At 71.7% G+C, this 17,482-nt stretch carries 19 protein-coding genes; 10 read left to right on the forward strand and 9 right to left on the reverse strand.

What is annotated here, in order from left to right:
* Positions 1 to 25: 25 nt before the first annotated feature.
* On the reverse strand, positions 26 to 1,183 hold the full coding sequence (locus AC07F0_RS00165) for an acyl-CoA dehydrogenase (RefSeq protein WP_478972205.1): 1,158 nt from the start codon (positions 1,181 to 1,183) through the stop codon (positions 26 to 28).
* A 185-nt stretch (positions 1,184 to 1,368) separates the two neighbouring features.
* On the opposite strand from AC07F0_RS00165, the gene AC07F0_RS00170 reads away from it, so the two are divergent.
* The 6 genes from AC07F0_RS00170 to AC07F0_RS00195 all read left to right on the forward strand — a co-directional run bounded on the left by AC07F0_RS00170 (position 1,369) and on the right by AC07F0_RS00195 (position 7,479).
* Positions 1,369 to 2,712, forward strand: a complete 1,344-nt coding sequence (locus AC07F0_RS00170) for a UDP-glucose dehydrogenase family protein (protein WP_478972208.1) — start codon at positions 1,369 to 1,371, stop codon at positions 2,710 to 2,712.
* A gap of 429 nt (positions 2,713 to 3,141) precedes the next feature.
* Positions 3,142 to 3,768, forward strand: a complete 627-nt coding sequence (locus AC07F0_RS00175; RefSeq protein WP_478972211.1) for a hypothetical protein — start codon at positions 3,142 to 3,144, stop codon at positions 3,766 to 3,768.
* Positions 3,765 to 5,093: a copper resistance CopC/CopD family protein gene (locus AC07F0_RS00180; protein WP_478972214.1), complete on the forward strand. Its 1,329-nt coding sequence runs from the start codon at positions 3,765 to 3,767 to the stop codon at positions 5,091 to 5,093. Before AC07F0_RS00175 ends, AC07F0_RS00180 begins: the two co-directional genes overlap by 4 nt.
* Positions 5,094 to 5,125: 32 nt before the next feature.
* Entirely contained in the window at positions 5,126 to 6,133 is a 1,008-nt protein-coding gene (locus AC07F0_RS00185; protein WP_478972217.1) for a cupredoxin domain-containing protein, read from the forward strand.
* Between the two features lie 120 nt (positions 6,134 to 6,253).
* Entirely contained in the window at positions 6,254 to 6,751 is a 498-nt protein-coding gene (locus AC07F0_RS00190) for a hypothetical protein (RefSeq protein ID WP_478972220.1), read from the forward strand.
* Entirely contained in the window at positions 6,748 to 7,479 is a 732-nt protein-coding gene (locus tag AC07F0_RS00195) for a cupredoxin domain-containing protein (RefSeq protein WP_478972223.1), read from the forward strand. Before AC07F0_RS00190 ends, AC07F0_RS00195 begins: the two co-directional genes overlap by 4 nt.
* A gap of 1 nt (position 7,480) precedes the next feature.
* On the opposite strand, the gene AC07F0_RS00200 is transcribed toward AC07F0_RS00195, so the two are convergent.
* Positions 7,481 to 7,984: a CGNR zinc finger domain-containing protein gene (locus AC07F0_RS00200; protein WP_478972226.1), complete on the reverse strand. Its 504-nt coding sequence runs from the start codon at positions 7,982 to 7,984 to the stop codon at positions 7,481 to 7,483.
* Between the two features lie 141 nt (positions 7,985 to 8,125).
* Between AC07F0_RS00200 and AC07F0_RS00205 the strand changes: the two genes are divergently transcribed.
* Both AC07F0_RS00205 and AC07F0_RS00210 read left to right on the forward strand, forming a co-directional pair.
* A complete protein-coding gene (locus tag AC07F0_RS00205) occupies positions 8,126 to 8,497 on the forward strand; it encodes a VOC family protein (protein ID WP_436731083.1) in 372 nt (123 codons plus the stop codon).
* A gap of 14 nt (positions 8,498 to 8,511) precedes the next feature.
* Positions 8,512 to 8,907, forward strand: a complete 396-nt coding sequence (locus tag AC07F0_RS00210) for a VOC family protein (protein ID WP_478972229.1) — start codon at positions 8,512 to 8,514, stop codon at positions 8,905 to 8,907.
* Positions 8,908 to 8,919: 12 nt separating this feature from the next.
* Here AC07F0_RS00210 and AC07F0_RS00215 read toward each other — a convergent pair whose 3' ends face one another.
* Complete coding sequence (locus tag AC07F0_RS00215) at positions 8,920 to 10,062, reverse strand: dipeptidase (RefSeq protein WP_478972232.1); 1,143 nt, start codon at positions 10,060 to 10,062, stop codon at positions 8,920 to 8,922.
* 112 nt (positions 10,063 to 10,174) lie between these two features.
* A complete protein-coding gene (locus tag AC07F0_RS00220; protein ID WP_478972235.1) occupies positions 10,175 to 10,534 on the reverse strand; it encodes a MerR family transcriptional regulator in 360 nt (119 codons plus the stop codon).
* 52 nt (positions 10,535 to 10,586) lie between these two features.
* Between AC07F0_RS00220 and AC07F0_RS00225 the strand changes: the two genes are divergently transcribed.
* Complete coding sequence (locus AC07F0_RS00225) at positions 10,587 to 11,729, forward strand: alkene reductase (RefSeq protein WP_478972238.1); 1,143 nt, start codon at positions 10,587 to 10,589, stop codon at positions 11,727 to 11,729.
* Here the strand turns inward: AC07F0_RS00225 and AC07F0_RS00230 are convergent.
* Genes AC07F0_RS00230 through AC07F0_RS00240 form a run of 3 tightly spaced genes read right to left on the reverse strand, consistent with a single transcriptional unit; the run spans position 11,669 to position 14,525 of the window.
* A complete protein-coding gene (locus tag AC07F0_RS00230) occupies positions 11,669 to 12,856 on the reverse strand; it encodes a dipeptidase (protein WP_478972240.1) in 1,188 nt (395 codons plus the stop codon). The genes AC07F0_RS00225 and AC07F0_RS00230 overlap by 61 nt on opposite strands.
* Before the next feature lie 5 nt (positions 12,857 to 12,861).
* Entirely contained in the window at positions 12,862 to 13,365 is a 504-nt protein-coding gene (gene purE, locus AC07F0_RS00235; protein ID WP_436731092.1) for a 5-(carboxyamino)imidazole ribonucleotide mutase, read from the reverse strand.
* A gap of 20 nt (positions 13,366 to 13,385) precedes the next feature.
* Entirely contained in the window at positions 13,386 to 14,525 is a 1,140-nt protein-coding gene (locus AC07F0_RS00240; protein WP_478972243.1) for a 5-(carboxyamino)imidazole ribonucleotide synthase, read from the reverse strand.
* A 162-nt stretch (positions 14,526 to 14,687) separates the two neighbouring features.
* On the opposite strand from AC07F0_RS00240, the gene AC07F0_RS00245 reads away from it, so the two are divergent.
* The gene (locus AC07F0_RS00245; RefSeq protein ID WP_478972246.1) at positions 14,688 to 15,194 is read left to right on the forward strand and encodes a GtrA family protein; all 507 of its coding nucleotides are present in this window, start codon (positions 14,688 to 14,690) and stop codon (positions 15,192 to 15,194) included.
* Between the two features lie 16 nt (positions 15,195 to 15,210).
* On the opposite strand, the gene AC07F0_RS00250 is transcribed toward AC07F0_RS00245, so the two are convergent.
* Together AC07F0_RS00250 and AC07F0_RS00255 are read right to left on the reverse strand one after the other, a co-directional pair.
* On the reverse strand, positions 15,211 to 16,488 hold the full coding sequence (locus AC07F0_RS00250; protein ID WP_436731089.1) for an ATP-binding protein: 1,278 nt from the start codon (positions 16,486 to 16,488) through the stop codon (positions 15,211 to 15,213).
* Between the two features lie 39 nt (positions 16,489 to 16,527).
* Positions 16,528 to 17,205 carry a response regulator transcription factor gene (locus tag AC07F0_RS00255; RefSeq protein ID WP_010034575.1) on the reverse strand — a complete coding sequence of 226 codons (678 nt, stop codon included), beginning with the start codon at positions 17,203 to 17,205 and terminating at the stop codon, positions 16,528 to 16,530.
* Positions 17,206 to 17,482 lie beyond the last annotated feature (277 nt).

Below are 17,482 nucleotides of genomic sequence, written 5' to 3' on the forward strand. Positions count from 1 at the left end.
GCCCGCTCGCTCGTCCCAGGGTTCGTTACGGCAGGTTGCGCGCCATCACGATGCGCTGGACCTGGTTCGTGCCCTCGTAGATCTGCGTGATCTTGGCGTCGCGCATCATGCGCTCCACCGGGTAGTCGCGCGTGTAGCCGTAGCCGCCGAGGAGCTGGACGGCGTCCGTGGTGACCTCCATCGCCACGTCCGAGGCGAAGCACTTGGCGGCGGCGCCCAGGTAGGTGAGATCGGCGTCCCCGCGCTCGGAGGCGGCGGCGGCCTGGTAGGTCAGGGCGCGGGCGGCCGAGATCTTCATGGCCATGTCGGCGAGCATGAACTGGATGCCCTGGAAGTCGGCGATCGGCTTGCCGAACTGCTTGCGCTCCTTGACGTAGCCCTTGGCGTAGTCGAGGGCTCCCTGGGCGATGCCGAGGGCCTGGGCGGCGATGGTGATGCGGGTGTGGTCGAGGGTCTTCATCGCCGTGGCGAAGCCGGTGCCCTCCTCGCCGATCATGCGGTCGGCGGGGATACGGACGTTGTCGAGGTAGACCTCACGGGTCGGGGAGCCCTTGATGCCGAGCTTCTTCTCCGGGGCGCCGAAGGAGACGCCCTCGTCCGACTTCTCGACGACAAAGGCCGAGATGCCCTTGGAGCGCTTCGACGGGTCCGTCACCGCCATCACGGTGTAGTACTCGGACTCGCCCGCGTTGGTGATCCAGCGCTTCACGCCGTTGAGCACCCAGTGGTCGCCGTCGCGGACGGCCTTAGTCTTCATACCGGCGGCATCCGAGCCGGCGTCCGGCTCGGACAGGCAGTACGAGAACATCCCGTCGCCCTTGGCGAGCGGGGTCATGTACTTCTTCTTCAGCTCCTCGGAGCCGGAGAGGATCACCGGGAGCGAGCCCAGCTTGTTCACCGCGGGGATGAGGGAGGACGAGCCGCAGACACGCGCGACCTCCTCGATCACTATGACGGTCGCCAGGGCGTCGGCGCCCGAGCCGCCGTACTCCTCGGGTACGTGCACGGCGTGCAGGTCGTTCGCGACCAGTGCCTCGAGCGCCTCGCGCGGGAAGCGGGCCTCCTCGTCCACCGCGGCGGCGTACGGCGCGATCTTCGCCTCGGCCAGTGAGCGGACGGCGTCGCGGAGCATGTCGTGCTCCTCGGACGGGCGGTACAGGTCGAAGTCAGCCGATCCGGCCAAGGTCTCTCACGCTCCAAAACGCTGCGATGGTGGCGCTAACTACCGTTAAGTAATCAAAAGTTTATGGGGTCGCCCACGGGAGGGATACGTGACCTAGACGACAGCGGGAAAGTTGCCCGGTGAAGCGCGCTCCCATGCCCCGGATATGCTCGGGCGCGCACCTGCCGTAGACCCCTGGAGCATCCATGGCCCTGAAGATCACCGTGATCGGCACCGGTTATCTCGGCGCGACACACGCGGCGGCCATGGCCGAGCTCGGCTTCGAGGTGCTCGCCCTCGACGTCGTGCCCGAGAAGATCGAGAAGCTGGAACGCGGCGAGGCCCCGATGTACGAGCCGGGGCTCGACGAGCTGCTGCGGCGGCATGTCGCGGGGATCGAGGGCGCCAGCGGGCGGTTGCGTTTCACGCAGGACTGGGCCGAGATCGGCGCGTTCGGCGATGTGCACTTCGTCTGTGTGAACACCCCGCAGCGGCACGGCGAGTACGCCTCCGACATGAGTTACGTCGACTCCGCGTTCGCCTCGCTCGCCCCGCATCTGCACGGTCCCGCCCTGGTCGTCGGCAAGTCGACCGTGCCCGTGGGCACCGCCGACCGGCTGGCGGGCTACCTGTCCGCGCACGCGCCGGCCGGTGAGGGCGCCGAGCTGGCGTGGAATCCGGAGTTCCTGCGCGAGGGCTTCGCCGTCAAGGACACGCTGCATCCCGACCGGATCGTGGTGGGCGTGCGCAGCGAGCGGGCCGAGAAGCTGCTGCGGGAGGTGTACGCCACGCCGATCGCGGAGGGCTCGCCGTTCGTGGTGACGGACTTCCCCACCGCCGAGCTGGTGAAGACCTCCGCGAACTCCTTCCTCGCCACCAAGATCTCCTTCATCAACGCGATGGCGGAGGTGTGCGAGGCCGCGGGCGGCGACGTGGCCAAGCTGGCGGAGGCCATCGGCTACGACGACCGGATCGGCAAGAAGTTCCTGCGGGCCGGGATCGGCTTCGGCGGCGGCTGTCTGCCGAAGGACATCCGGGCCTTCATGGCGCGCGCCGGTGAGCTGGGCGCGGACCAGGCGCTGACCTTCCTGCGGGAGATCGACTCCATCAACATGCGCCAGCGCGGGCAGATGGTCGAGCTGACCCGGCAGGCGCTGGGCGGCGGGCCGTTCCTGGGCAAGCGCGTCGCGGTGCTGGGCGCGACCTTCAAGCCCGACTCGGACGATGTCCGGGACTCCCCCGCGCTGAACGTCGCCGGGCAGATCCACCTCCAGGGCGGCCAGGTCACGGTCTACGACCCCAAGGGCATGGACAACGCCCGCCGCGTCTTCCCGACCCTCGGTTACGCCGACTCGGCGCTGGAGGCGGTGCGCGGTGCCGACATCGTGCTGCACCTGACGGAGTGGCGGGAGTTCCGCGAGCTGGACGAGGAGGCGCTCGGCGAGGTGGCGGCGGCCCGGGTCATCCTCGACGGCCGCAACGCCCTCGACCCGGAGCGCTGGCGCAAGGCCGGGTGGACGTACCGGGCGATGGGGCGGCCGACCGCCTGAGCCAATGACCCTGAGTGGGGTCGGCCGCCCGAATTCGGTCCGTGCCCCATGAATTCCTGACGGCTTTGCGGAAGATTCGGGAATTTTCGCGGAATCGGTGAAGGACCGAGCCGATCCGCAGGGATTTTCTGTGCGCATTCCGCTGTCGCACCCGGGCGCCGAGGCCGCGCTCGGGGCAGGTCCCCCAAGGGCCGACAGCCCCCTCCTACCTCGACATACCCCGTCGCTCTCGAAATCATCAATATGAGTTCGAATTTTATTCGAGCAGCAAGCGGAATCGACCGTTCTCACGGGCCGTTCCGCCGGGAGAGAGGGTCAGGAAACAATCGATTAACCGACGCGTAGTTGCGCGGAATCCCCCTTCCACTCCACTGGTCGTCATTCGCCACACCTTTCGTTGGCTTGACCTGACCATGCCAGGAGTGCCCCATGCCCTTGTTCTCCCGGGCGGAGTGGCCGCGGGATCACCGCGACGAGTTGGTGGCCGGCGCGCTCGTCGGCGCCGTGGTCATCGTGCTGGGATACGCGTCCGGCATCGGTGTCCCCTCCGCCTCCGGCAGCACGCAGACCGCCGCTCCCCCCGCAGCACCGCCCGCGGCCACCGCGCCGGCGGACCCCACACCGGCCGCGCCGGGCGGCCCCGGCGTATCGGATCCGGGCACCGGCGCGGGCCAGATGCCCGTCGGCGACGGCTCGTTGCCCGGATACGGCGGAATCGGTGCGGGCCCCGGGTACGGCACCGGCGGTGCGGGCGGGTCCCGCCACACCGGCCACACGCCCTCCCCGCCCTCCGACACCAGCCCCGGCACCGGCTCCCCCTCCCCCACGCCCACGCCCACCCCGTCGGGGTCCGCCCCGGCCGACGGCGACACCTGCGAGGACGGCGAGGTCACCCTCGTACAACCGCTCCTCGGCGGACTCACCGAGCCGGTGTTCGGGCTGCTCGACGGCGGAGGCGAGACGCCCGCGCCGCAGCCCTCCCCCTGCGTCGGCCTGGCCCCGGTCGGCAGCCTGCTCGGCGGCATCGCGTCCCCCGGGCCGGAGGCGACCCCGTGACCCACACCGTCCGCCGCGCCCTGCTGCTGCTCCTGCTCACCCCGCTCCTGTGCATCCTGGCCGGAGCGCCCCAGGCCGCCTACGCGCACACCGAGCTGGTCTCCTCCTCTCCGAAGGACGGGGCGGACCTGAAGAAGGCCCCCAGCCACCTCACCCTCACCTTCGACGAGGCCGTCGACCTCGACGACGTCCGGGTGCTGACGGTGGGCGGCGACCGGCTGCCGGTGTCCCGTACGCCGGGCGGCGGCGCCGACGCCGTGCGGGTCGCGCTCGCCGCCCCGGAGCACGGGAAGCTCGCCGTCGTCTGGTCCGTCGTCGACGCGAAGGACGGGCACCCGTCTTCCGGCCGGATCGCCTTCACCGTCGGCGCACCGGCCGCCGAGGCGGGCGGCGACGAGGCCGCCTCCCCCGCTCCCGCACCCTCGCTGCGCAAGGCCCTCGTCGCCGCCCGCTGGGCCGGCTATCTCGCGCTGGCCCTGTTCGTCGGCGGTCTCGCCTTCGTCGTGCTGCTGTGGCCGCGCGGCGCGGACGAGCCCCGGTCCCGGGCGCTGCTCGTGCTCGCGTGGACGGTCGGGCTACTGGCCACCGTCGCGAGCATCGGCCTCCAGGGCGCCTACGGCACGCTCGGCGGACTGCGGGACGCGCTGCGCCCGGCGACGTACGCGGATCTGCTGGCCACCGAGCCCGGGGTCGTGCTCGCCGCCCGCGCGCTGGTGTGGGTGCTGGCGGCCGTCGTGCTCGGCGCCCTGCTCCAGGGCGGGGCCGGCACCTCCCGCTCCCCGGGCTGGCGAGTGGGCGCCCTCGCGGTGACGTTCGGGCTGCTGCGGACGACCGGCATGACAGGCCACAGCTCCGAGGGCGCCGAGCCCACGTGGGGTGCCGTCGCCGACTTCGTCCATCTGCTCGGCGCCTCGCTGTGGATCGGCGGGCTGGCCGTGCTCGCGCTGGCCGTGCTGCCGCGTCGGCAAGCCCGGGAGCTGGCGGTGGTGGTGCCGGGTTACTCGCGGCTCGCGGCGGTGAGTGTCACCGGGATCGTCGGCGCCGGGCTGATCCTCGCCTGGCAGGTGGTGGGGTCGTACGACGCCCTGCTGCACACCTCGTACGGGCAGCTGCTCCTGCTGAAGACGGGCGTGCTCGCGGCCGTCCTGCTCGCCGCATTCGCGAGCCGCCAGTGGGTGCGCACCCGCCTCGATCTCGCCGTGCTGCTGCGCGGCGACGCCGCCACCGTGCGGCCCTTCGGTTACTCGGTCGCGGCCGAGACGGGGCTCGTCCTCGTCGTGCTCGCCGTGACGAGTCTGCTGGTCACGGCCGACCCCGGCCGCTGAACTCCCCTCCCCCTCAAGCACAAGGAGCAGAAGTGAAACGAAAGAACGAGAGCGACGAGACCGGTCAGGGGCGGCGCAGGCCGCCCGCCGGGAACCGGGGTCTGCTGGTCGCCGGGCTCGGTGCGGCGCTCGCCGCCGTGCTCAGCCTCGGGCTGTTGAGCGCGGTCTCCGGTTCCTCGGCCGACTCGGAGCAGGTCACGGGCGCGGCTCAGGCGCCCGTGGCCGCCGCCGAGGCACGGCCCGCCGCCGCCAAGGCCGACCACCAGGTCGACATCATGGGCAACAAGTTCGGTGACGGGAAGCAGCTCGTCGTCGAGGTCGGCCAGACCGTCCAGTGGACCAACCACGACAGCGTGCCGCACACGGTCACCACAACCAAGGCCCCGGTGAAGTTCGACTCGGGGACGCTGGAGCAGGGCGACTCCTGGTCGTACACCTTCACCAAGGCGGGGACGTACGAGTACTACTGCGCGGTGCACCCGGACATGACCAGCTCGGTGAAGGTCGTCGCAGCCGGCGGTGGCGGCGGTGGCGGGTCGACGCCCGCCCCGACGCCTGCCCCCACGGGCACACCCACGGCCGGCCCCGCCCCGACGCAGGCACCGACCACCGCACCCACCACCGGCCCGGCCCCCACGGGCGGCACCGGCGGCGGGAGCGGAGGTGGCTCAGGCGGCAGCGACGAGCAGTGCGCCAGCGTGCAGAACGAGCTGCTTCCGATCCTCCAGCACCTCTACATGGCGCACCTGGAGCGGTCACCGGGGCAGCAGGTGCAGGACGCGCTGGCGCTCGACTCGTACCTCAAGACGCACACGGTGTGGGTCGAGAGCATCCTCAAGCCCGCTGTCGCGGACGGCGGTTCGGTGCTCGACGACACGCTCGGCGTGCTGCTGAACCACATCAACAAGGCGCACCTGGAGGAGTCGCCCGGGCAGCAGGTCACCGATCTGCTGAACCCCGACAGCTACGTGAAGATGCACACCGTCTGGGCCGGGCAGATGCTCAAGCCCACGACGGACTTCCTCACCGCCAACTGCTGACGCGGTCCGCGACAGCAGGGTGGGCGCCGCTCCGGCCGGGGCTCAGCCGGCCGGAGCGGCGCCCGCTCCATTCTCCACCCCCTCACCATGCTTCGGGAACCGCCTTCCAAGGAGACCGGGATGACGACCGTCACCCTGCCCACCGTCCCTCCCCCGTCACCGTCGCGCGGCGGCGCCGGCCGCCGGCTGCCGCTGCCCGGCCGGTACACCGTGGCCCCCGACCGCTCGCTCACCGAACTCACCGCCTGGTGCGGACCGCTGCCGGTGCTGCGCCGTCGCGTCACGCTCGGCGAGGCGTCCCTCACCGTGCCCGAGGACGCCGAAAACCCTTCGTTCCGCTACGAGTTCGACGACCACCGGTTCTGCGCCGTGCTCACCTCGGAGCAGGTCGACGAGGTCCACGGCCGTCTTCAGCTCACCGGCGACCTCGACCTGGACGGCACCGCCTTCCCCGTCCTGATGCGGCTGCGGGTGGTCGAGCGGGCCGACGACCGGCTGCTGGTCGTCGGCCACGCCAGGCTGCCGTACCGGCTGCTGCGCCGCGCCACGGGGTTCCGGCTGCCGTGGCGCCGGCCGGCCACCCGGCTGCGGCTGCTGGTCGCGGCGGAGTTCGCATGAGGACGGCCCGGCGGACGGCCCGGGGTGCCGCCGTGTCCGCCGTCCTGACGCTGCTCGCCCTGCCGCTGCTGCCCGCCGGGCAGGCGTCGGCGGCCTCGTACAGCGTGACCATGAAGGGGTACGCCTTCTCGCCCGCGCGTCTGAGCATCCCGGCCGGGTCCACGGTGACCTGGACCAACCAGGACACGGCACCGCACGACGTGAAGACCACCTCAGGCCCGGTCTCGATCCATTCCCCGATGCTCGACAAGGGACAGAGCTGGAGCTTCACGTTCACCACGGCCGGGTCGTACGGCTACGTCTGCACCGTCCACCCGAACATGACGGCCGGGATCACGGTCCGAGCGGCGGCACCGGCGACGACGGCGGCACCGACGGCGCACGAGCACACCAGCTCCTCCTCGGGACACCGGGCGACCGCGCCGAGCCGCCCCACGCCGGGCGGCGGGACGCCGACGATGCGCATGCCGTCCTCGTCGCCGTCCTCCACCGCGTCCACCACCTCTCCGGCCGCCGCGGGCCAGTCACCGCCGGCGTCCCCGTCGTCCCCGTCCGCACAGGCCGCGCAGCAGCCGCAGACCCAGACGACCGCCTCTGCCGCCCGCCCCCTCGACCCGCTGCTCGTGCTGACCGGCATCGTCGCCGGTGTCGCGGTGCTGTGCCTGCTCCTGGTCGGCTCCCGGGCGTCGGCGCCGCAGGTTTCCAGGGCACCACGGGAGGAGGCGTAGGTCAGCCCTTCGCCCGGTAGCGGCGCATCTTCGCCCGGGCCCCGCAGACCTGCATCGAGCACCAGCGGCCCCGGCCGGCCGGGCTGCGGTCGTAGTACGCCCAGAGGCAGTCGGTGGCCTCGCAGGCCTTGAGCCTGCTCCAGGTGCCGGCGACCAGCGCCTCGGCGACGGCGGCTGCGACACGGGAGAGCAGCGGGCCCCCGTCGGCCGGGGCGAGGGCCGCCGAGCCGTCCCGGCGGTCGACCGTCACCAGCAGCGGCGCCCCGGCCAGCAGGTCGCCCAGCGGGGTCACCTCGCGGTGCGGCGGGTGGCCCGCGTGGGCGAGCAGGACCACGCGCAGGGACTCACGCAGTGCCTTGGAGTCCTCGACCTCGTCCTGCGTGATCCCGAAGCGCGCCCGGCCCTCCGCCGTGTCCAGCGAGTCGGCACCCGACTCGACGTCCAGCGTGTTCACCAGGGCCTCGACCAGGGCCAGGCCGCCGGGCGCGGGCGCTCTCTCCGTCATGGCTGGACCGTACCTCTCGCGTTTTCCCTTGCGAGGTTACCGCCAATGCGGGAGCATGCAGTAACGGTTACCGGTTACCCGACCTATGGCGGTAACCGCGAAGGTGACCCGCAAGGTAACAGCCGCTTCAAGGAGGAAGTCATGGCTCTCGCCAAGCTGGATGTCGTCGTCCTGGACTGTCCCGACCCGCGCGCACTGGCCGGTTTCTACGCCGAGGTGCTCGGCGGCACTCCCACGGTGGAGTCCGACGACTCGGGCGAGTGGGTCGACCTGAAGGTGCCGGGCGGAGCGGCGCTGGCCTTCCAGCAGTCCCCGGGGTACGTACCGCCGAGGTGGCCGTCGCCCGACGGCTCACAGCAGTTCCATCTCGACCTGGCCGTGGAGGACCTGGACGCCGCCGAGAAGGGTGTGCTGGCGCTCGGCGCGAAGCCGCTGGACGCCGAGGACCGGACGCGGACATTCCGTGTTTACGCCGATCCGGCCGGGCACCCGTTCTGCCTCTGCGCCTGCTGACACCGGGAGGCCCCATGCCTGCTGTGGCACGTTTCCGTTCCGTCGTCGTCGACTGCCCCGACCCCCGGGAACTGGCCCGTTTCTACGCGCAGGTGGGGGGCGGCACGCCCGAGGACGACGACCCCGACTGGGTGGTGCTGCGGATCCCCGACGGACCGCGGCTCGCCTTCCAGCGCTCGCCCGGGTACACCCCGCCGGAGTGGCCCCGGTCCGACCGCAACGCCCAGCAGTTCCACCTGGACTTCGACGCCGGGTCGACCTGGGAGGAGATCGACGCGGCCGAGGAGCGGGTGCTGGCGCTGGGGGCGCGGGTGCTGGACCGGGAGGACTACGAGAAGAAGGACTTCCGGGTGTACGCCGACCCGGCGGGGCATCCGTTCTGCCTGTGCCGGATCGAGCACGGGGCCTGAGTCGCCGGCCGGTCACCCGTCCAGCTCGGAGATGGTCGCCGTCGACGGCGCGCGCCGCTGCTGGGCGGCGCGGGCCGTGAAGTCGGCGCCGCGCAGGACCCGCTGGACGTTGCCCCAGGTCAGCAGGGCCACGTCGGCCTCGTCCCAGCCGCGTCGCAGCAACTCGGCGATCAGCCGCGGATAGCAGGAGGTGTCGCCGAGCTCCTGCGGGTGGGCCGAGCCCGAGTCGTACGTGCCGGACAGCCCGACGCACTGCGCCCCGGCCACGACCCGGATGTGGTCGAGATGGTCGGCGACGTCGCGGACGGTCGGGCCGGTCTGCTCGGCGGTCAGCGGCACCAGGCACAGGCCCTTGGCCGCGCCCAGCTCCGCCAGCAGGTCGTCGGGGAGGTTGACCGGGTGGGGGCGAAGGGCCCGGGCGGCGGAACGGCTGAACAGCACGGGCGCCCGGGACAGGCTCAGCACCCGGCGGACGGTCGGCGCGGAGGCCCCGGAGAGGTCCGCGATCACACCGGCCCGGTTCATCTCCCGCACCACCTCCTCGCCGAACCGCGTCAGCCCCGCGTCGCTCGCCCAGGAGACCCCGGTCAGCGTCAGGACGCGCAGGCCGAGGACGTTCAGCTGGCGCAGGATGCCCAGCGAGTCACCCATGGCCGGGGCCCCGGCGGGACCGAGGAGCACGGCGACGCGGCCGCAGTTGCGGGCGTCCGCGACCTGCCCCGCCGAACAGGCCGGCCGCAGTCCCTCCTCGCAGCTCCGGGCGATGGTCTTGGCCAGGTCCAGCTGCTCCAGGGCGGCGCCGACGGCCCGGTCGCCGTCCAGGCCCTCGGGCAGGTGCAGCGACCAGAACAGCGCACCCACATGCCCGCGGCGCAGGCGGGGCACGTCCGTGCCGACGGTGTTCTCGCCCTCCTCCAGGTCGTAGTAGGGCAGGCTCTTGAGTGCCCAGGGCAGTCCGTTGTAGCCGTCGGCGACGGGGTGGGCGGCGAGGATGGCGTGGGCCCGGGTCATCGGCGCGTCGTCCGGGTCGGAGACGGGCTCATAGGGCTCCGCCGGGGCCGCCGCCACGACGGCCTCGTCGGGGTACGGCTCGGACAGGTCGTCGAACTGACCGGCCACGGCGGTGGGGCGCAGGTCGTCCTGGAGGTCTGCCATGGCGGCTCCGTACGGTCGTTCGTGAGGTACGGTCACCGTCGCACGGAGCGCTGAAGGGTTCCTGGTGGGCGGGGCGTTCGGAGTACGGTCCCCGGCTCGCGCGGCGACCCCCTCAGGGCAGCCGGGCAGCCTCGATCACCTCGTCGAGGGTGTCCCGTGAGCGGACCAGGTCGGCGATCATCCGGTCGATGCGGGCGCGCTCGGTGGTGAGTTCGGCGACCAGGTCGGGGGTGGCGCGGACCGAGGGCCCGCCGTCCGTGTCCCGCATGCACGGCAGCAGCTGGACGATCTTCTCGCTGCACAGTCCCGCCGCGAACAGCTCCTGGATCCGGATGACCCGGTCCACGGCCGCCTCCGGATACTCCCGGTGTCCGCCGGGCGTCCGCTCGGCGGTGAGCATCCCCTGCTTCTCGTAGTAGCGCAGCGACCGCTCGCTGACATTGGTGCGCCGGGCCAGTTCACCGATCCGCACGTCCCACTCCCGGACTTGAATCTGACATGGTGTCAGGTTCTAGCGTACGGGCATGACGCAGCACACGACAGCACTCTTCGAACCGGCTCGTCTCCGCGGGCTGGACCTGCCCAACCGTCTGGTGATGGCACCCCTGACCCGCAACCGGGCCGAGGCCGACGGCACCCCGACCCCGCTCATGGCCACGTACTACGCCCAGCGCGCCTCCGCCGGACTGATCATCGCCGAGGCCGCGACGCCGAACGCGGTCGGGCAGACGTACCCGAACATCACGGCCGTCCACAGCCCGGCGCACGTGGCCGGCTGGCGGCAGGTCACGGACGCCGTGAGGGACTCGGGCGGCCGGATGTTCCTCCAGCTCCAGCACGGCGGCCGGGTCGGCCACCCGGCAACCAGCGGGCTGACGCCGGTCGCGCCCTCGCCCGTCCCGCTCCCCGAGACGATCTTCACGCCGGAGGGGCACCAGCCGGCCCCGGTACCGCGGGAGATGACCGCCGAGGACATCCGCACCACCGTCGCCGACTTCGCACGCGCCGCCCGGAACGCGATCGACGCCGGGTTCGAGGGGGTGGAGGTGCACTCCGCCAACGGCCATCTGCTCCACCAGTTCCTCGCCCGCAACACCAACCTGCGCACCGACGGCTACGGCGGGCCGGTCGCCGCCCGGATCCGGTTCACCGCCGAGGTGACCGAGGCCGTGGCCGCCGAGATCGGCGCGGAGCGTGTGGGCCTCAGGGTCTCCCCCGGCAACACCGTCAACGGCATCGAGGAGGGCGAGACGGAGGAGATCTACCCGGCACTCGTCGAACGGCTGGGCGGGCTGAATCTCGCGTATCTGCACCTGGTGTACGCCGACCCGGACACACCGGTGTTCCGCACGGTGCGCGCCGGCTGGCCCGGGGTGATCGTCGCCAACCCGGTGCTGAAGGAGATCTCCACGCAGGCCGTGCTCCGGGCGTCCGAGGACCTGCTGGTCGCCGGTGCGGACCTGATCGCGCTCGGCCGGCCCTTCCTCGCCAACCCGGACCTGGTGACGCGGCTGCGGCTCGGGGCGCCCCTGAACGAGATGCGCGACCGGTACTTCATGTACGTGGGCGGGGCGACCGGCTACACCGACTACCCCGCCCTCGACGCTCAGCCGTCGAGCGAGTCGAGCGACTCGATCGTCTTGTTGGACGGCGCCCGCGTCGTCTGAAGCCCCCGGGCCACGTCCTCCGCCGCGTCCAGCACCCGGACCGCGTTCTTCCAGGTCAGCTTGGCCAGGTCGGCCTTGGACCAGCCGCGGTCCAGCAGTTCCGCGATCAGGTTCGGGTAGCCGGCGACGTCGTCCAGGCCGTCGGGGGTGAAGGCCGTGCCGTCGTAGTCGCCGCCGATGCCGAGGTGGTCGATGCCGGCCGCCTCGCGCATGTGGTCCAGGTGGTCGGCGACCGTGGACACCGTGGCGACCGGGCGCGGGTGCCGCTCCTCGAAGGCCCGGTGGACCTTCATGGCCTGCGCGGTGGTGTCGAGGTGGTGGAAGCCGTGGGCGCGCATGTTCTCGTCGGCCGCGGCCGTCCACTCGACGGCGGACTGGAGCACGAACTTCGGCACGAACGTCACCATCGCGACGCCGCCGTTGGCGGGCAGCCGCTCCAGGACGTCGTCCGGGATGTTGCGCGGGTGGTCGCACACGGCCCGCGCCGAGGAGTGGGAGAAGATCACCGGGGCGGAGCTCGTGTCGAGCGCGTCGCGCATGGTCGTCGCCGCCACATGGGAGAGGTCGACCAGCATGCCGAGCCGGTTCATCTCCCGCACGACCTCCCGGCCGAACGCGGTGAGGCCGCCGGACCTGGGCTCGTCGGTCGCGGAGTCCGCCCAGTCGACGTTGTCGTTGTGGGTGAGGGTCAGATAGCGCACGCCCAGCCCGTACAGACCGCGCAGGGTGCCCAGGGAGTTGGCGATGGAGTGCCCGCCCTCCGCGCCCATGAGGGAGGCGATCCGGCCCTCCCGGCGCGCGGCCTCCATGTCGGCGGCCGTCAGCGCGGGTCGCAGGTCCTGCGGGTGGCGGTCGATCAACTGCCGTACGCAGTCGATCTGTTCGAGCGTGGCCGCGACCGGGTCGGGCAGGTCCGTGCGGACGTACACCGACCAGTACTGCGCACCGACCCCGCCCGCGCGCAGCCGCGGGATGTCGGTGTGCAGGTGGGCGCTCTGGTCGGCGGCGACATCGCGGGCGTCGAGGTCGTAGCGGACCTGCTCGCGCAGCGCCCAGGGCAGGTCGTTGTGCCCGTCGACGACCGGGAACTCGCTCAGGAGTTCCCGGACCGCCTCCGCGGAGGTCATCGTCGTCACTTCCCCGTGCCGAAGCCGAAGCCGCCCGAGCCCTCGACCTTGGAGCGCAGGCGCTTGCCCTTCTCGGTGGCCTGGTCGTTGAGCTCCTGCTGGAAGTCGCGCATGCGGGCGCGGAGCTCGTCGTCGTGCGCGGCGAGGATGCGGGCCGCGAGCAGACCGGCGTTGCGGGCACCGGCGACGGAGACCGTGGCGACCGGGACGCCGGCCGGCATCTGCACGATCGACAGCAGGCTGTCCATGCCATCGAGGTACTTGAGCGGCACGGGCACGCCGATGACCGGCAGCGGGGTGACGGAGGCGAGCATGCCGGGCAGGTGGGCGGCGCCGCCGGCCCCGGCGATGATCACCTTGAGCCCGCGCTCGTCGGCCTGCTCGCCGTAGGCGACCATCTCGCGCGGCATGCGGTGCGCGGAGACGACGTCCACCTCGTAGGCGATCTCGAACTCGTCGAGGGCCTTGGCGGCTGCCTCCATGACGGGCCAGTCGCTGTCCGACCCCATGACGATGCCGACAACAGGGCTCATTCGGTGATCGTGCCTCTCAGGTAACCGGCTGCGTGACGGGCGCGCTCCAGCACGTCGTCCAGGTCGTCGCCGTAGGTGTTGACGTGACCGACCTTGCGGCCGGGCTTCACGTCCTTGCCGTACATGTGGATCTTGAGCTGGGGGTCGCGGGCCATGCAGTGCAGGTACGCGGGGTACATCTCCGGGTAGTCGCCGCCGAGGACGTTGACCATGACGGTCCACCTGGCGCGCGGGCGCGGGTCGCCGAGGGGCAGGTCCAGGACCGCCCGGACGTGGTTGGCGAACTGGCTGGTGACCGCGCCGTCCATCGACCAGTGGCCGGAGTTGTGCGGGCGCATCGCCAGCTCGTTGACGAGGATGCGGCCGTCGCGGGTCTGGAACAGCTCGACGGCGAGGTGCCCGACGACGCCGAGTTCCTTGGCGATGTTCAGCGCCATCTCCTCGGCCCGCAGGGCGAGGCCCTCGTCGAGGCCGGGGGCGGGCGCGATCACCGTGTCGCAGACGCCGTTGACCTGGCGGGACTCCACGACCGGGTAGGCGACGGCCTGGCCGTGCGGGGAGCGCACGACGTTGGCGGCGAGCTCGCGGACGAAGTCCACCTTCTCCTCGGCGAGCACGGGCACACCGGCCTTGAACGGGTCGGCGGCCTCCTCGACGGAGTCGACGACCCACACGCCCTTGCCGTCGTAGCCGCCGCGGACGGTCTTGAGGACGACGGGGAAACCGTCACCCTCGGCGGCGAAGGCCGCCACGTCCTGCGGATCGGAAACGATTCTGTGTCTGGGGCAGGGCACGCCGATCGCGTCGAGCTTCGCGCGCATCACGCCCTTGTCCTGAGCGTGCACGAGCGCGTCGGGGCCGGGGCGCACGGGGATGCCGTCCGCCTCCAGGGCCCTGAGGTGCTCGGTGGGTACGTGTTCGTGATCGAAGGTGATCACATCGCACCCGCGTGCGAAGGCACGCAGCGTCTCCAGGTCGCGATAGTCGCCGACGACGACATCGCTCACGACCTGCGCCGCTGAGTCCTGCGGGGTGTCACTGAGGAGCTTGAACCTGATGCCCAGCGGGATGCCTGCCTCGTGTGTCATACGAGCGAGCTGGCCCCCGCCGACCATGCCGACTACCGGGAAAGTCACGCCCCCAGGGTATCTGCCGCGCCAAGGTGGCCGGTTTCCTGTCCCACCCCGGCCCCGTCCGGACCATCTCCGGCCGCCCACCGCCGCCCGCAGGAAGATCGCGCTGAAGGGTGGTTAGCATGGCTGGGTTGACGCCGACCACGGACGGGGGCCTGCACGACCATGGGACATGGTGCCTCGCGGCTCCGACGGCTCGTCCACGAAGTCGCCAAGTTCGGCGCGGTGGGCGGTGCCGGGGTGCTCGTCAACCTCCTCGTGTTCAACCTGGTGCGGCACGTCACCGACCTCCAGGTGGTGCGCGCGAGCGTCATCGCGACCGTCGTGGCGATCGTCTTCAACTACATCGGCTTCCGCTACTTCACCTACCGCGACCGCGACAAGAGCCGCCGGACGCGGGAAATGAGCCTGTTCCTGCTGTTCAGCGCGATCGGGCTGGTCATCGAGAACGGCATCCTGTACGCGGCCACGTACGGCTTCGGCTGGGACACCCCGCTGCAGAACAACATCTTCAAGTTCCTCGGCATCGGCGTCGCCACGCTGTTCCGCTTCTGGTCGTACCGCAGCTGGGTGTTCCTCGCCCTCCCGGCCCGTGAGCCGGTGGCGGACGCTGAATCGATCCTGAAGGGCGAGCGGGCCAGGCGGACGCGGGCCGGGCAGCGGGTGCCGTAGGGGGTCGTGAGACGCGTCAGCGGATCATCGGCTCGTCCTCGCCGCCGTGGGACTTCCCGACGGGCGTGCGGGACAGGAACAGGGCGAACACCGGGGGCTTGGTCTGGAGCATCTCCAGACGGCCGCCGTCCGCTTCCGCCAGGTCGCGGGCCACGGCCAGGCCGATGCCCGTGGAGTTGCGGCCGCTGATGGCCCGCTCGAAGATCCGGGCACCGAGATCGGCGGGGACCCCGGGGCCCTCGTCCGTGACCTCGATGACGGCCTGGTTGCCGGTGACGCGGGTGCGCAGCGCCACCGTGCCACCGCCGTGCATCAGGGAGTTCTCGATCAGCGCGGCCAGCACCTGCGCGACCGCTCCCGGTGTGCCGACGGCCTCCAGGTGCCGCTTGCCGGAGCTGACGATCGCCCGGCCCGCGCTGCGGTAGGCGGGGCGCCACTCGGCGAGCTGCTGCTGGATGACCTCGTCCAGGTCGAAGGTGACGGCGGAGCCGGTGCGCGGGTCGCGGGAGTTCGTGAGCAGCCGCTCGACGACGTCCGTGAGCCGCTCCACCTGGGTCAGCGCGATCGTCGCCTCTTCCTTCACCGTGTCCGGATCGTCGGTGAGGGTGATCTCCTCCAGCCGCATGGACAGCGCGGTGAGCGGCGTCCGCAGCTGGTGGGAGGCGTCCGCGGCCAGCCGCCGCTCGGCGGTGAGCATGCGCGCGATGCGCTCGGCCGAGCCGTCCAGCACGTCCGCGACCCGGTCCAGCTCGGGCACGCCGTACCGCTTGTGGCGCGGGCGCGGATCGCCCGAGCCGAGCCGCTCGGCCGTCTCCGCGAGGTCGGTCAGCGGCGACGCCAGCCGGTTCGCCTGGCGGACGGCCAGCAGCACCGCGGCCACCACGGCGAGCAGCGCGACCAACGCGATGATCAGCAGCGTGCGGCCGACCTCGCGGGTCACCGAGGAACGCGGCTCCTGGACGGTGACCGTCTCACCCTCCTCGCCGGGCGCGCTGGCGCTGATGACGTCACCGGTCGGCTTGGTGCCGACCTCGATGGGCGCTTCCCCGGGGATCCGGATCACCGCGTAGTAGCGGTTCTGCGTGATCTGGTCGCGCAGTACCTCCGCGTCGACCTGTTGCGCCCCGAAGAGCCGGCTGTCGACAATGCTGGCCAGCCGGACCGCCTCGGACTCCACCCGCTCCTGGGCGCTGTTGCTGATCGTCCTGGTCTCGACGATGACGAGGGAGACGCCGAAGACGGCGATCACGACGAGCACCACGGCGAGCGTGGACTGGATCAGTCGGCGGCGCATGTCCTGTTACCCGTGCCTACCCGTGCCCTGCCCCGCGGCTCAGCTCTTCTCGAAACGGAAGCCCACACCGCGCACCGTGGCGATGTACCGCGGGTTGGCCGCGTCGTCGCCGAGCTTCTTGCGCAGCCAGGAGATGTGCATGTCGAGGGTCTTGGTCGACGACCACCAGGTGGTGTCCCAGACCTCGCGCATCAGCTGGTCGCGGGTGACGACCCGGCCCGCGTCGCGCACCAGCACCCGCAGCAGGTCGAACTCCTTGGCGGTGAGCTGGAGCTCCTCCTCGCCCATCCAGGCGCGGTGCGACTCGACGTCGATCCGCACACCGTGGGTGGCGGGCGGCTGCTGCGGCTCGGCGGCGCCGCGGCGCAGCAGGGCGCGGACGCGGGCGAGCAGCTCGGCGAGCCGGAACGGCTTGGTGACGTAGTCGTCGGCGCCCGCGTCGAGCCCGACGACGGTGTCCACCTCGTCGGCGCGCGCGGTCAGGATGAGGATCGGGATGCTGTGGCCTTCGCCCCGTAGGCGGCGGGCCACCTCCAGACCGTCCATGCCGGGCAGACCCAGGTCGAGCACGACCAGGTCGACGCCACCCTGCATTCCGGCGTCGAGCGCGGTGGGTCCGTCCTCACGCACCTCGACCTCGTAGCCCTCCCGGCGCAGAGCACGGGCGAGAGGCTCCGAGATGGACGCGTCGTCCTCGGCGAGCAGTACACGGGTCATGAGGTGATGGTAGACCTGCAAGCCCCTGAGCTGGGGTGTGACCGGAAGCCTTGATTCTTACCCGCCGCACACCCGTTTCTTACGAACTGCGGGCAGACGCACTGACCTCTGCCTGTGGGGTGCGATCCTGGTAAGGACCTTGGAAATAGTGCTTGCGGTTCCCCTGATACCTGTGATCCGTGTCTCAAGTCCTTCCATATGCGGCGGTGTCCTGCCGTATGGTGAATCAACGCCTGTAGCACCACGGCGACCTTCGGAGGCTGTTTGCCCCTGGAGG

Source organism: Streptomyces sp. NPDC045955 (assembly GCF_056430805.1).

What these genes read in the sequence shown, in the direction of transcription:
- AC07F0_RS00170 (WP_478972208.1), top strand. Translation starts at nt 1,369, where the DNA reads ATGGCCCTGAAGATCACCGTGATCGGCACCGGTTATCTCGGCGCGACA.
- AC07F0_RS00175 (WP_478972211.1), top strand. Translation starts at nt 3,142, where the DNA reads ATGCCCTTGTTCTCCCGGGCGGAGTGGCCGCGGGATCACCGCGACGAG.
- AC07F0_RS00190 (WP_478972220.1), top strand. Translation starts at nt 6,254, where the DNA reads ATGACGACCGTCACCCTGCCCACCGTCCCTCCCCCGTCACCGTCGCGC.
- AC07F0_RS00195 (WP_478972223.1), top strand. Translation starts at nt 6,748, where the DNA reads ATGAGGACGGCCCGGCGGACGGCCCGGGGTGCCGCCGTGTCCGCCGTC.
- AC07F0_RS00200 (WP_478972226.1), bottom strand. Translation starts at nt 7,984, where the DNA reads ATGACGGAGAGAGCGCCCGCGCCCGGCGGCCTGGCCCTGGTCGAGGCC.
- AC07F0_RS00205 (WP_436731083.1), top strand. Translation starts at nt 8,126, where the DNA reads ATGGCTCTCGCCAAGCTGGATGTCGTCGTCCTGGACTGTCCCGACCCG.
- AC07F0_RS00210 (WP_478972229.1), top strand. Translation starts at nt 8,512, where the DNA reads ATGCCTGCTGTGGCACGTTTCCGTTCCGTCGTCGTCGACTGCCCCGAC.
- AC07F0_RS00215 (WP_478972232.1), bottom strand. Translation starts at nt 10,062, where the DNA reads ATGGCAGACCTCCAGGACGACCTGCGCCCCACCGCCGTGGCCGGTCAG.
- AC07F0_RS00225 (WP_478972238.1), top strand. Translation starts at nt 10,587, where the DNA reads ATGACGCAGCACACGACAGCACTCTTCGAACCGGCTCGTCTCCGCGGG.
- AC07F0_RS00230 (WP_478972240.1), bottom strand. Translation starts at nt 12,856, where the DNA reads ATGACCTCCGCGGAGGCGGTCCGGGAACTCCTGAGCGAGTTCCCGGTC.
- purE (WP_436731092.1), bottom strand. Translation starts at nt 13,365, where the DNA reads ATGGGGTCGGACAGCGACTGGCCCGTCATGGAGGCAGCCGCCAAGGCC.
- AC07F0_RS00245 (WP_478972246.1), top strand. Translation starts at nt 14,688, where the DNA reads ATGGGACATGGTGCCTCGCGGCTCCGACGGCTCGTCCACGAAGTCGCC.
- AC07F0_RS00250 (WP_436731089.1), bottom strand. Translation starts at nt 16,488, where the DNA reads ATGCGCCGCCGACTGATCCAGTCCACGCTCGCCGTGGTGCTCGTCGTG.
- AC07F0_RS00255 (WP_010034575.1), bottom strand. Translation starts at nt 17,205, where the DNA reads ATGACCCGTGTACTGCTCGCCGAGGACGACGCGTCCATCTCGGAGCCT.